Consider the following 13024-nt stretch of genomic DNA (forward strand, 5'->3'; position numbering starts at 1 on the left):
ACGAGAAGAAAAAAGAACCGTTGGATAAAGTGAGGATAAAAATAAGAAGAGTTAAAATAAAAAAAGCGACATCATAAGATGTCGCCTAGCGATACAGGTTGAAGCCAATTTAGAACCAGCCCCACCATAAAGCCTAAATTACACTGGAAGCAATGTGAGCAATGTCGTGTCAAAAAGAACTCTTGCACTTCTTATCCACTTACCGCTTAAGACCAAGAATGTTCAGAACCGATAAAACGTTTAAGAAAGAGCGTCATTCCCTAAGACATGGTTAATAATAATTATTCTCATTTAATAGTCAACATTTAAATGAGAAAAAATCTCATTTATTTTTTATACGTGTCACAAAAGTGATCTGTTTCGCAATTTAATAGGCAAAAAAAAGGGCTAACACAAGTTAACCCTTTCAATACATTTCAATCGTATTTCGACTATTTTTTACGTAAATATTGAGCTTTTTCTGCGTTATCTTCAGCTAACCACTCGGCGACATCTTTCGCAAAGTAAGTAAGAATACCGTCAGCACCAGCACGCTTAAAACAGATCAAAGATTCCATCACAGTCTCTTTCTCTTTTAGCCAACCATTCATGATAGCCGCCTTGTGCATTGCGTATTCACCTGACACTTGATAAGCGAAGGTAGGAACTTGCAGTTCTGTTTTTACACGACGTACTACATCCAAATATGGCATACCCGGTTTTACCATCACCATATCGGCACCTTCATTGATGTCCATCGCCACTTCATGTAAAGCTTCATCACTGTTAGAAGGATCCATTTGGTAATTTTTCTTGTCTGCGCCTTTTAGGTTCGCGGAAGAACCAACTGCATCGCGGAATGGACCGTAATAACAAGATGCGTATTTAGCAGAGTAAGCCATAATTTGAGTATAGATATGGCCAGCTTCTTCTAGCGCTTCACGAATCTTACCAATGCGACCATCCATCATATCGGAAGGCGCTACAACATCAGCACCTGCAGCAGCATGCGACAAAGCCTGCTTCACCAATACTTCTGTCGTTTCTTCGTTAAGCACATAGCCTGTTTCATCAATAATACCGTCTTGACCATGTGTAGTATAAGGATCAAGAGCAACATCAGTAATAACTCCCATCTGAAGAACATGGGCCTTCAATTCACGTACAGCTCTCTGCACTAAGCCTTCAGGATTGTATGCTTCGGCAGCATCCAAGGTTTTAACATCTTGATTCACCACAGGGAAAAGAGCCAACGCTGGAACACCTAAATTTGCTAGATATTGCGCTTCTTCCACCAATAGATCGATAGATAAACGTTCAACACCTGGCATAGATTCCACGCTTTCACGGCGACCTTTACCCATTAAGACAAATACTGGGTAGATTAAATCGCTCACTGATAAGGTGTTTTCTGCCACTAAACGACGACTGAAATCATGTTTACGAATACGACGTAGACGGCGGCCGGGGAATTGACCTTGAATGGATACGGACACTTTACTCTCCTTATTTATGGCATCGCAGGCACTCGCGTGCACAGGCAATGGTTGAGCTATCTTGGGAAGTGTTGCCGAAATGATATCACTCTCGAATCTCAACGCTAGGTTTCGGAGAAAATAAATCCCTCCAATGATTGTATGGCACTATTGACGTATACTACCCGCCAACCTAAGTAACGTTGAGATGAGACCATGATTGATACTCACGCCCATATTTATGCTGCAGAATTTGATGCTGACCGAGATGAGGTCGTCAAACGCGCTCTAGAGCAAGGAGTAGAACAAATTCTACTACCGAATATCAATTTGGAATCCATCGATCCAATGCTCGCAACCGAAGCAGCCTACCCTAGCGTCTGTCGTTCGATGATGGGATTACACCCTACCGACGTTAACGCCGATTTTGAAACCACATTAGCCACCATGTACGACTGGTTTGATCGCCACCCTTTTATTGCCGTAGGTGAAATTGGTATCGACCTGTATTGGGATAAAACATTCAAACAAGAGCAAGAGATTGCTTTTGTCACTCAGCTAGGTTGGGCAAAAGAAAAGAACCTCCCAGTGGTCATTCACACCAGAGATTCGATGGAAGATACCATTACTCTGCTTGCTAAAGAGCAAGATGGTCGTTTACAAGGCGTATTCCACTGTTTTGGAGGTTCGGTAGAAGAAGCACAAAAGATAAATGAGTTAGGATTTCACTTAGGTTTAGGTGGCGTATCAACCTTCAAAAATGGTGGCATGGATAAAGTGATCCCACATCTCGATCTCAACTATGTAATTCTAGAGACCGATTGTCCTTACCTTGCACCAGTGCCTCATCGTGGTAAACGCAATGAGCCAGCTTACACTAAATTGGTACTAGAGCGAATTGCAGACCTCACCATGTCAAATGTTTGTCAGATAGACAAAATCACGACAAATAATGCTAAGAAATTGTTTAGGTTATAGTTATAAATCTATAGATAGCATTTAAATAAAAATTACTGTGGCATAGATCCCATTATTGACGATATATTACATATACCATTCAGGGTATTACTATCAAAAAAATATATACGTCATGGCTAATCAAACTACTCTAGACAGTGCTCAGCACCGTGCAAAATGTGATCATAAAAATCACCTTCAGCGACAACATCGCACCGTATGGCAAAAACTTACTGGTGTTAAAGAAGTATATATCTGCCGTCAATGCGGTGAGAAGGTGGTTGTAAAATAGAAGTGCTATTGATTCGTTTTAGAACGACCAACAAATCACTCCAAAACAGAACAACCAAACATTAAAAAAAGAAGCGGCTTTGAGCCGCTTCTTCGTTTTTAGCCTTGGGAATTCCCTTCCGTTTCAGCATCCTCTGTTCGCTCATAAAATCGAGCAAAGAACATCCCTACCTCAAACAATAAGCACATCGGTATTGCCAACAAGGTCTGAGAAATCATATCGGGTGGTGTTAGCAGCATACCCACAACAAACGCACCGACAATAATATAAGGACGTTTTGCTTTTAGACTCTTAACATCGGTTGCCCCGGTCCAGCACAATAAAATAATGGCCACAGGCACTTCAAACGCAATCCCAAACGCCATAAAGAGTGCCAATACAAAATCAAGATAGCTGGTAATGTCCGTCATGTACTCCACACCGCCTAATGAGATGGCCGTGAAGAACCCAAACACTAACGGGAAAACAACGAAGTAAGCAAACGACACCCCAAGATAAAACAAGACCGAGCTGGAAATAAGCAATGGAAAAATTAAGCGCCGCTCATGCTTATACAGCCCAGGAGCCACAAAGGCCCAAACTTGATAAAGGATATACGGAACTGAAAGAAATACCGCTGTGATTAACGTTAACTTTAGCGGAGTAAAAAACGGTGATGCAACATCGGTAGCTATCATGCTCGCACCATAAGGCAATTTATCGACCAATGGCTTAGAGACGAATTCATAAATGTTGTTTGAAAAATATACCAACGCCAAAAAGACAATGATCACAGCAGCAACACTTCGCAAGATACGATTACGAAGCTCAAGCAGATGAGCAATCAGCGGTTGGCTTTGCTCTTGTTCGGCTGAAGACATTAAAACCCCATGATTAGCGGATCAAAAAGAGTTACCGTCAAGGTAACTCTTTATATAAAGATTAGTCGGCTTTATTAGTCACTTTTGCAGAGGTAGAAGATTGAGATTGCACTTTAATCTCCTCTGATTGAGATGACGCTTCCGGCTGCGCTTCTGTTGCAAAAGGGTGCTGTACTTCTTGAGCGACTTTTTTCAACTCATCGACACTCTTTTGTACGTCGGGAGAAAGATCTTTCATCCCCATTTTTTCAGCTTTACGTAAGTTCTCTTGTAACTCTTGAATTTTTAACTCTTGAGTCAATTCATCCTTCACGTTATTCGCCATCCCCTTCGCGGCTGCAACAAATTTTGCGACAGAGCGAATGGCATGAGGTAAACGCTCAGGACCGAGAACAACCAGAGCAACAACGGAGATTAATACCAGTTCCCAAAAACCGATATCAAACACGACTTAGGCCTGCTCTTTGTCTTTTTTTACATCAGCAGTCGCCTTTTGAGCGCTGTTCTGCTGTTCAATGTTTTTCGGTTCAAAATCAGCGTCTTTAGTGGCAGCTGTATTCTCTTCATCTGCCATTGCCTTTTTAAATCCTTTTACTGCACTACCTAAATCCGTGCCCATCGTACGTAGTTTCTTTGTTCCAAAGAGCAAAACAACGATGGCCGCGATAATAAGAAGTTGCCAAATACTGATTCCACCCATTTTCCATCCCTCGGGTTATTAATGAACTGGTTAACATCGAGTTTAGCGGCGATAAGCACGCCAGCTTAACAACCAAAATAGGACACCGGCAATACCGCAACCAAGCGATACCTGATCCAAATGACTGGTAAACAATATCGCAGAACAGACAACCAAAGTAGCGCCAATTCCAAATAAAAATTTACCAGTGGCATGCTGCCGCTTATTGTCACGATAGCCCTGATAAAGTTGATCCATTCGCTGATTCAACACCTTACCTTGTTTGAGGCTATCATAAAGTAACTCAGGTAGTTCAGGTAATTTTTCTACCCAGTACGGCGCTCGTTCTTTAAACGCATGCCAAACCGCGTGCGGTCCAATTTGCTGTTTCATCCACTGCTCTAGAAATGGCTTAGCCGTATCCCACAAATCGAGCTGAGGATAAAGTTGACGCCCGAGACCTTCGACATAGAGTAATGTTTTCTGCAGTAAGACCAATTGCGGCTGCACTTCCATGTTGAAGCGACGTGCTGTATTAAATAAGTTTAACAACACATGCCCAAACGAGATTTCACATAATGGCTTAGCGAAAATTGGTTCACACACAATACGTATTGCGACTTCAAACTCATCGACGTTGGTATCGTATGGGACCCAACCAGAATCCACGTGCAATTGTGCCACTTTGCGGTAATCACGATTGAAAAACGCCAGAAAGTTTTCTGCTAAATAGCGCTTATCTTCGTTATTGAGTGTGCCCACGATTCCGCAATCCAAACCAATCCATTGCGGGTTTTCCGGATGGGTTGGATTAACAAAAACGTTCCCTGGATGCATATCGGCATGAAAGAAACTATCTCGAAACACTTGCGTGAAAAACACACTAACGCCCCGTTCAGCAAGAAGCTTCATATCCGTGCCATTAGCAACAAGTGCATCTATGTCGGATACTTGAATGCCATAAATTCGTTCGGAGACCATTAAACTTTCATTACTGAAATCGGGCAGCACTTCAGGAACATAAAGCTCTTCGCTATTTTCAAAATTCCGTCGTAGCTGAATGGCATTGGCGGCTTCGCGACGCAAATCTAATTCGCTAATCAACGTTTTTTCATATTCACGAACCACTTCAACCGGCTTTAAACGGCGAGCTTCGGGTACCGACTTAGCGACCATACGTGCTAAGCGATACATCAATTTCAAATCGGCCTCAATAACCGGACGGATATCGGGTCGAATCACTTTAAGAACCACTTCCTGCTGTGTTTCTTTTACGCGTGCGGTATGTACCTGAGCAATCGAAGCGGACGCTAACGGCTCAATATCAAACTCATCAAACCAATTTTCAACAGGTCCCCCCAGCTCTTCTTCAATACGTTTTTTCGCTAACTGGCCATCAAACGGAGACACTTTGTCTTGTAATAACGCTAATTGGTCTGCGATGTGTGGAGGAAATAGGTCGCGACGAGTCGACATCATTTGGCCAAATTTAATCCAAACAGGGCCGAGTTCTTGTAGAGCTAACCGCAGACGTTCACCAAGAGGCTTTTCTGGGTATTTATTACGAATCCAAAACAGCGATTTACGAGCCAGCAACGGCGCTTTGGTCAGTTGGTGGTTAGGAAGTAATTCATCGATACCGTATTCAAGTTGAACCTTGATAATACGGTAAAGACGTTTGATTTCCGAAGGAGTCATACTCTATCCATTAGTTGTTGCAATTGCGCTTCCAAACGAGCAGCTCGGCTTTTTACCTCATCCACTTGATCGCAAAAATCGGCGATTTCTAACGGCGGAGGAGCCATACGCCACTCTTCTGTCAGCACTTGTCCAAGATGGCTTTGATGACGAGCAAAATGTTCATGCAGGAAGCCTGACACCTCTTTCACACCCTGTACAACCGTATGGGCCACCACATCACCAGTCACGCGAGACAGCCATTCTTCCACATTGGGCTTACTGTCTGTCATTAACTGAGCGAATTTTTGGGCTAGTTGGATATCTCCTTCCAGCACCAACTTATCCTGTTTAATCAGTCGAGTGATATTCGAGTGTTCACGTAGTTCTGGCAATATCGATAGATGCAAGGAAAGATAACAATCCGGCTGACCTTCATAACGAGCTAACACATCCACCTGCTGACTAAAAACAAAGGTTAATGTTTTATCAAGCTCTTTAAGATGCAACTGAATAACCCGGCCTTTTAAACGAGCCAAACGACGCACTAAATCAGGGTTATCTTGAATCAGCGTATTTAATGTTGTCTCGATGACCGCAGTCACCAGAGGTTCAAACGGCATGATACGACCTTAAAATTTATATCCACGGTGAAGCGCAACAATGCCACCGGTCAGGTTGAAATATTGGGCTTGCTCGAAACCAGCCTCTTCCATCATCCCTTTCAGTGTTTCTTGATCAGGGTGCATGCGAATCGATTCCGCTAAGTAACGGTAACTTTCCGCATCGCCAGCAATCATTTGTCCCATGCGAGGCAAGATATGGAAAGAGTAAGAATCGTAGATTTTGGATAACGGCTCAATGATCGGTTTTGAAAACTCAAGAATCAACAAACGGCCGCCCGGCTTAAGCACGCGAAACATTGAGCGAATCGCTTTGTCTTTGTCTGTCACGTTACGTAGACAGAAACTGATAGTGATACAGTCAAAGTAGTCATCAGGGAATGGCAGCTCTTCGGCATTCGCTTGAACATAATGAACATTGCCCACAATGCCATGGTCACGTAATTTGTCACGACCAACATTCAGCATTGAGTTGTTAATATCAGCGAGGACGACATGACCTTCATCGCCAACAATGCGAGAAAACTTAGCCGTTAAGTCACCTGTACCACCACCAAGATCAAGAATACGTTGCCCAGGACGCGCACCAGCACAGTCAATGGTAAAGCGCTTCCATAAGCGATGAATACCACCAGACATTAGGTCATTCATAATGTCGTATTTTGTGGCTACTGAGGTAAACACCTGAGCGACTTTGCCTGCTTTTTCTGACTTTTTAACGGTTTCGAAACCAAAGTGGGTGGTTTCTTGAGCTTCTTCTGTATTTGATTGTACGCTGATATCCGTCATTCTCTATCCTCTTAGGCCACGCCTAACTACCAAACTGCGACTGGGAGATTAGTTTACTTTATCCGCCGCCTCATGTCTTTCCGGCAACGAATTTTCCTCATTAAGACCATGTTGAGACCGTTCAACGACATCACTACGGATAGAACGTTTAATCTCAACACCCAGTTGTTTAAAACTTTCTGCCTGACGGATCGCATTACCACGCCCCGTCACCAATTTATTCATGGCACCTTGATAGCTCTGGTTCGCTTTATCCAGCGAAGACCCCAAGGTATCCATATCTTCTACGAACAAACGCAGCTTATCGTACAACTTACTTGCGCGATCAGCGATAATTTGTGCGTTTTGATTTTGCCTATCATTGCGCCATAAGTTATCTATGGTACGCAGCGCCACCAACAATGTTGTTGGACTGACAATAATGATGTTTTGCTCCATCGCATCACGTATCAAACTTGGATCAGCCTGAATAGCGACTTGAAACGCCGGCTCAACCGGCACAAACATCAACACATAATCCAGAGACTGAATCCCTTTCAGTTGCTGATAATCCTTCTGCCCTAGTCCTTTAATGTGGCTACGTAACGCTAACAAATGGTCGCGCAGTGCCAGTTCGCGATCATGGTCATTATCAGCATGGAAATAACGCTCATAAGCAATCAGCGCCATTTTAGAGTCGATGACCACTTGCTTATCGTTAGGCAAGTAAACAATCACATCCGGCTGATAGCGCTTGCCGGCTTCATTTTGCAAGCTCACTTGAGTTTGATATTCGTGTCCTTCGCGCAGTCCCGACTCCGCCAACACTCGAGCCAAAACCACTTCACCCCAGTTGCCCTGCTGTTTGTTATCGCCCTTCAAAGCTTGAGTAAGGTTCAGTGCTTCTTGCGCCATTTGTTCATTAAGACGCTGTAAGTTTTTCAATTCATGAACCAATGTGTGACGCTCTTTGGCTTCAGAGCTAAAGCTATCGTTTACTTGCTTTTTAAACCCTTCCAACTGTTCTCGAAGCGGGTTCAAAATCGCCGATAGGCTTTGCTGGTTTTGTTGATCCACTTTCGCGGTTTTCACTTCAAAAAGCTGATTGGCCAAATGTTCAAATTGCTGTTTTAAACGCTCTTCTGCACGTTCCAACAACGCCAGCTTTTCTTGACTCGATTCTTGTTGCTGCTGATGACGGGCTTCTTGCTCATGCAATTGCACTTCTAACTGGGCTTTTTGTTCACGCACGCGGTTAAGTTCGTCGGCGTATTGCTGACGCTCTTGCTTCACCGCTTCGAAGTAACGCAATTTTTCCAAAGCCGCCATCACCTTACCATGGGATTGTTTAAGCTCATATTCGGCTTTGTCTCTTAATCCATCTAATTGTTCTAACTCATCCTGAGTGGTAGCCAGTGAAGCTTTAAGCTGCTCAACTTGCTGCTCATGCCACTGATTTTGATAACTTAATTGCTGTTCTAACAGCTGCGACTTGGTTTGCAGTTTTTGCTTGACCCACCACCCGGCAGCACCACCCGCAATCACTGCGCTTGATAAGCCTGTAAACAAGATGTTTTGATTCTCGATTATCCATTGCATAGCTAGCGCGTACTCAGTTGTATTGATTACTGAAAATGGTATTTCGATACTGGATAAATGTCCAGTTTGTCGCACGATAATTCACCCGCTAGACTAGAGTTTCCCTCCATTTTTGGATACTCACTCAATGAATGAACGCCGAGCGTTAGGTTTAGCACTGTCTGCTGTATTGCTTTGGTCAACCGTTGCAACCGCTTTTAAGCTGACTTTATCTCAGTTCACCCCCATCCAAATGCTGACTATGGCAAGTATCGTATCGGTTGTGGTACTGCTGATTTTGTGTCGCGTCATGGGTAAATGGCACAACATTGGCAATACCTTTCTATCCAACCCGGGATACTACTTGCTGCTTGGACTGATAAACCCCTTGGCGTATTACCTCATTTTGTTCAAAGCCTACGCTTTGCTTCCCGCGTCTCAGGCACAAGCGATTAACTATAGCTGGGCGATTACCTTAACCTTGATGGCCGCCGTATTCTTGGGGCAGAAGATTCGCAAGCAAGACTGGATTGCCTGTGGGCTGAGTTACTTTGGCGTGGTAGTGATCGCGACCCAAGGCAACCTGCTTAATCTCCATTTTGAAAGTCCAACAGGGGTTATTTTGGCGCTGGTATCCACTTTGCTCTGGGCTGGCTATTGGATTCTCAATACCAAAAACAAAGCCGATCCAATCATCAGTGTGTTACTTGGTTTCTTAGTCGCGATTCCCTTTGCGATTGGACTATGCGTTTACGAAGGTTCGGACTGGCAGCACATCACTTGGTCTGGTTGGGCTGCGGTGACCTATGTGGGCTTATTTGAAATGGGGATTACTTTTGTTCTGTGGCTCAGCGCGTTGAAAAACACCAATAATACGGCGCGTATCAGTAACTTAATTTTTGCTTCGCCGTTTATTTCATTGATTTTGCTTTCCACCATTATTGGTGAACAGATCCATCCATCAACCTTAGTGGGCCTGTTGCTGATTATTAGTGGGTTGGTTGTGCAACAGCTCAAGTCTCGCAAAAGAGATAAAACCGTTCCACAAAACTAAATTTGAGGGAGAGGATCCGCTTTTCAGCCGCCGCCTGACTATCAGAACTGGAGCCTAATTAGGAATATCTATTTATGTAATTTGCTCACGATACAGCTTTGGACTCACGCCCGCCTTACGCTTAAACACGCGAGAAAAATAAAGTGGGTCTGAGTAACCCACTATTCTACCTATATGATTAACCGAATAGTGAGTGGTTACTAACAACTGCTTCGCTCGGCTGATTCGCTGGTCATCTCGCCACTGAGTAATGGTCATTTTCATCTCATCACGGAATAAATGCCCTAAACGTGATGGTGATAAGCAAGCATGGGCAGCTACATCCTCTAAAGTAAAATCCTGATTGAGATTTTGCGTCATGTAGTTCATTGCTTCTATCACGCGAGGATCAAGCGGTTTAGTGACGATATCCGGTTGCACAGTTTTGCATCGAATGAGCAACTGCTCCAGCAGATTAATCGCCAAATCATTACGATAAGGCAAATCCGACTTTGCAGTGTATTCGATATCAATAAACAGCTCTTCCAACGGTTGAGTCACCGATGGCGGCAAATTGCGCGTCACGTACACACCGCGCACTTCCGTCTGCCAAGTTAGCCAGTCGTTCCAAAATGCCCGCGGACGAAAATAGACCCAACGATGAAACCATGACGCACTGTCAGGGCTGCGTTGATAGAAATGGGCAGCACTCGGCGGGAAAAGCAGCAAATCCCCTGCTTTTACATCAAAAGCCTGATCGCCAGAAAATATGGTTCCCTCACCCTTACTGGTGATATTGATGATGTACCCTTTCATCCCGTTAGGGCGGTCGATAGTAAAATCGAGCTCATCCCCTTCGATGATAGGGGTTAAACCTGCGACGAGGTGCGCATCAAAGTTATACCCAGGTTTCAAAGGATCAGAATTCTGCATACTTAAGGCTTCATGAATGTTTCGCAATATTATATTTTAGACATCAATTAATTACGATTTTATAGCTCACATTTTGTCTAACACGATCCACTGGGTAGCAGAAAATGCTTCGCGAAAATGATCCGTCGTGGCCGGTTGAATTAGGCTATGACTAGGCAAACCGTGGCGACGTCGATGCCAATGATGAGTTAAATCAGGAACAGTTCGAGTTTGAGGAGGTTCAGTTGCTGCTGTGGTTTCAATGACATGATGGATGTCCAGCCGCGTGGGGATGCTATTGCGCGCTAAGTATTCCACCACCAGCGCATCATCATGAAAGTAGTAATTCATGTTGATCGACAATTTATCAACATGATTCATCTGACACCACTGTTCTAAGCGATCAGGTCGATGACGAAACTTCCACTGAACATCGTGAAAAGACAACGGTATACCATTGTTTTCTATGACCAATTGGCCCTCGAAAACCAACTCATCACCATATTGAATCCGCAACCGACCTGGCTCTTGCCGATTAACAAGCAGTTGCCACTGTTGATTTTTCACTATGTAGCAGCGATCAGGAGGAGAAGTTTCACTCACCAATGTGTTACCTCAGAAACGTGATGACCTAAAATTGCTCCCTTCCCTTTGAGGAAAGGGAGCAAGAGACCAAGCAAGAGACCATTAGATACCAGAAGCTAAACGGTAATACAGGCTGTTGGAACGCAATTCGTTTTTGAAACGACGAATTTCAGTCTGATCATCAATCACTACCATTTCCATACCAAGAATATCAGCGTAATCACCTAATGTATCCAAAGAGAGCGCTTGTGTATAAACCGTGTGGTGCGCACCACCGGCATGAATCCAAGCAGCAGCTGCAGTTTGTAGATTAGGTTCTGGTTCCCACAACGCGTGAGCCACTGGTAATTTTGGTAGATCGGCAGGTGGTTCAACAGCGTTGACTTTACTCACTATCATACGGAATCTGTTGCCTAAATCGACGACAGAGACCGCATTTGCTGGACCTGTTTGACCTGAGAACAATAAACGAGGCACTTCACAATGAACACCGATGGTGTGGGTATGAATTTCCAAACGTGGTTTTGCTGCTGCAATTGAAGGACAAACTTCCAACATATGCGCACCCAAGATTTGATCACGGGCACCAAAATGGTAGGTATAATCTTCCATGAAGGAAGTACCACCAGGTAAACCTTTTGCCATGGTTTTCATAATATGAGTCATAGCGGAGGTTTTCCAGTCACCTTCACCGCCATAACCGTAACCTTTCGACATCAGACGCTGAGTCGCTAAACCAGGCAGGCTATCGATACCGGTTAAGTTTTCAAAGGTGTTGGTAAAGGCTTTTGCACCGACTGCAGTCAAGAAACTTTCCATACCTGCTTCTAGACGGGCTTCTTTTTGCATAATTTTTAGCAAATCGCTGTCGTGCAGCAATTTGGGATCCATGACATAACTAGAAGCGTATTCATCTAGTAGTCGTGAAACGTCTGCGTCAGATACAGCATTAACGGCTTCAGTCAGTTCGCCTAGACCGTAAGCATTCACTTCATAACCAAACTGAATTTGAGCTGATACTTTGTTGCCTTCCGTTACCGCTACTTGGCGCATGTTGTCACCAAAACGCGCCACTTTCAGATCATGACCAGCTTGAATACCGATAGCAGCACGACACCATTGGTCTATTTCGCTGTGAACCTGTGGATTTTGCCAGTGACCCACTACGACTTTACGATCCAAACCTAAACGAGTACCGATAAAGCCAAATTCACGGTCACCGTGCGCACTTTGGTTCAGGTTCATAAAGTCCATATCGATGCTGTCCCAAGGCAGTTCAGCATTGAATTGGGTATGTAGATGTAAGAAAGGTTTGTTGAGTTGAGATAAACCTGCAATCCACATTTTGGCTGGAGAGAAAGTGTGCATCCACAAAATCACCCCTAAACAGTCTGGGTCATTATTTGCAGCACGACATACACCAAGAATCTCGTCTGGGGTTTTTACAATACCTTTTTCAGCAATCGGCACAGAAATGGTTTCAGAACTATTTAAGCCATTTACAATCGCAGCACTATCCTGACCTACCTGGCGAATTACTTCTGGTCCATAAAGGTGTTGAGAGCCGGTCACAAACCAGACTTGTTTATCATTAAATACTTTCATA

The 13024-nt window shown here is 44.0% G+C and carries 13 protein-coding genes; 2 read left to right on the top strand and 11 right to left on the bottom strand.

All coding sequences use genetic code 11. The features are described 5' to 3' along the window. Positions 1–431 precede the first annotated feature (431 nt). The gene (hemB, locus tag JCM16456_RS14910; protein WP_068715685.1) at positions 432–1475 is read right to left on the bottom strand and encodes a porphobilinogen synthase; all 1044 of its coding nucleotides are present in this window, start codon (positions 1473–1475) and stop codon (positions 432–434) included. 195 nt (positions 1476–1670) lie between these two features. On the opposite strand from hemB, the gene JCM16456_RS14915 reads away from it, so the two are divergent. Then, a complete protein-coding gene (locus JCM16456_RS14915; RefSeq protein WP_068715687.1) occupies positions 1671–2432 on the top strand; it encodes a TatD family hydrolase in 762 nt (253 codons plus the stop codon). A 369-nt stretch (positions 2433–2801) separates the two neighbouring features. On the opposite strand, the gene tatC is transcribed toward JCM16456_RS14915, so the two are convergent. The 7 genes from tatC to rmuC all read right to left on the bottom strand — a co-directional run bounded on the left by tatC (position 2802) and on the right by rmuC (position 8909). Next, positions 2802–3563 (bottom strand): twin-arginine translocase subunit TatC, encoded by a 762-nt coding sequence (gene tatC, locus JCM16456_RS14920; RefSeq protein ID WP_068715689.1) that lies wholly within the window; start codon positions 3561–3563, stop codon positions 2802–2804. Between the two features lie 61 nt (positions 3564–3624). Beyond that, complete coding sequence (gene tatB, locus JCM16456_RS14925) at positions 3625–4011, bottom strand: Sec-independent protein translocase protein TatB (protein WP_068715691.1); 387 nt, start codon at positions 4009–4011, stop codon at positions 3625–3627. A 3-nt stretch (positions 4012–4014) separates the two neighbouring features. Continuing rightward, a complete protein-coding gene (gene tatA, locus JCM16456_RS14930) occupies positions 4015–4263 on the bottom strand; it encodes a Sec-independent protein translocase subunit TatA (protein ID WP_068715693.1) in 249 nt (82 codons plus the stop codon). Positions 4264–4305: 42 nt separating this feature from the next. Next, positions 4306–5940 carry a ubiquinone biosynthesis regulatory protein kinase UbiB gene (gene ubiB / locus JCM16456_RS14935; protein ID WP_068715695.1) on the bottom strand — a complete coding sequence of 545 codons (1635 nt, stop codon included), beginning with the start codon at positions 5938–5940 and terminating at the stop codon, positions 4306–4308. Next, on the bottom strand, positions 5937–6542 hold the full coding sequence (locus tag JCM16456_RS14940) for a ubiquinone biosynthesis accessory factor UbiJ (protein ID WP_068715697.1): 606 nt from the start codon (positions 6540–6542) through the stop codon (positions 5937–5939). The genes ubiB and JCM16456_RS14940 overlap by 4 nt, the downstream gene beginning before the upstream one ends. 9 nt (positions 6543–6551) lie before the next feature. Continuing rightward, a complete protein-coding gene (ubiE, locus tag JCM16456_RS14945) occupies positions 6552–7331 on the bottom strand; it encodes a bifunctional demethylmenaquinone methyltransferase/2-methoxy-6-polyprenyl-1,4-benzoquinol methylase UbiE (RefSeq protein ID WP_068715699.1) in 780 nt (259 codons plus the stop codon). Between the two features lie 48 nt (positions 7332–7379). After that, a complete protein-coding gene (gene rmuC, locus JCM16456_RS14950; protein WP_068716105.1) occupies positions 7380–8909 on the bottom strand; it encodes a DNA recombination protein RmuC in 1530 nt (509 codons plus the stop codon). A 127-nt stretch (positions 8910–9036) separates the two neighbouring features. On the opposite strand from rmuC, the gene JCM16456_RS14955 reads away from it, so the two are divergent. Then, the gene (locus JCM16456_RS14955; protein WP_068715701.1) at positions 9037–9942 is read left to right on the top strand and encodes a DMT family transporter; all 906 of its coding nucleotides are present in this window, start codon (positions 9037–9039) and stop codon (positions 9940–9942) included. 72 nt (positions 9943–10014) lie between these two features. On the opposite strand, the gene araC is transcribed toward JCM16456_RS14955, so the two are convergent. From araC to araA, 3 genes are all read right to left on the bottom strand, one after another. Next, positions 10015–10854: an arabinose operon transcriptional regulator AraC gene (gene araC, locus JCM16456_RS14960; protein WP_068715703.1), complete on the bottom strand. Its 840-nt coding sequence runs from the start codon at positions 10852–10854 to the stop codon at positions 10015–10017. 66 nt (positions 10855–10920) lie between these two features. Then, positions 10921–11436 (bottom strand): hypothetical protein, encoded by a 516-nt coding sequence (locus JCM16456_RS14965; RefSeq protein WP_231894409.1) that lies wholly within the window; start codon positions 11434–11436, stop codon positions 10921–10923. Between the two features lie 84 nt (positions 11437–11520). Then, positions 11521–13023 carry an L-arabinose isomerase gene (gene araA / locus JCM16456_RS14970; RefSeq protein WP_068715707.1) on the bottom strand — a complete coding sequence of 501 codons (1503 nt, stop codon included), beginning with the start codon at positions 13021–13023 and terminating at the stop codon, positions 11521–11523. Position 13024: the final 1 nt, after the last annotated feature.

The sequence above is a fragment of the Vibrio tritonius genome (genome assembly GCF_001547935.1).
GTDB classification, from domain to species: Bacteria; Pseudomonadota; Gammaproteobacteria; order Enterobacterales; family Vibrionaceae; genus Vibrio; species Vibrio tritonius.